General features: G+C 50.7%; 1 protein-coding gene. It reads right to left on the bottom strand.

Annotation, left to right across the window (positions count from 1 at the left end):
• Nucleotides 1-166: 166 nt before the first annotated feature.
• Nucleotides 167-363 (bottom strand): hypothetical protein (locus CQ12_RS45545; protein ID WP_198164373.1); only part of this gene is annotated, 197 nt, incomplete at its 5' end.

The following is a 363-nucleotide window of genomic DNA, read 5'->3' as shown; positions in this document are numbered from 1 at the left end:
TCCTGCAAAGCCAAACGACCTCTAGCGGCCTCGAATAATCGCGATGGTGAGCCTCACTCTTTGCTTCTCCACAAACAACGCACGGCCCTCGTCTGAGCTTTCCGCGACGAAGAGCATTTGCCACAGCCCCTCGAGCCAGTATCTTGGGACGGTCTTGCATCATCGCTTAATCCATTCCCATGCCAGCTTTATCTTGATCCAAAGCTTCCGGAACAAAGCCTTCAGTAATCGCATCGATCTCTCCCTTGATGAGCCTCAACTTCAGCTCATCATTGCGGTTTTCTTGTTCGACGCGACTGCAAAGATTGTCGTAGCTGGCCCTGATATTCTGAAAAAGTGTGATGCGAGGTTCTTTGACCTCTT

Origin of the sequence: Bradyrhizobium jicamae, from assembly GCF_001440395.1 — a bacterium.
In the GTDB taxonomy this organism is placed as follows: domain Bacteria; phylum Pseudomonadota; class Alphaproteobacteria; order Rhizobiales; family Xanthobacteraceae; genus Bradyrhizobium; species Bradyrhizobium jicamae.
This window is presented reverse-complemented; position numbering and strand designations above follow the sequence as displayed.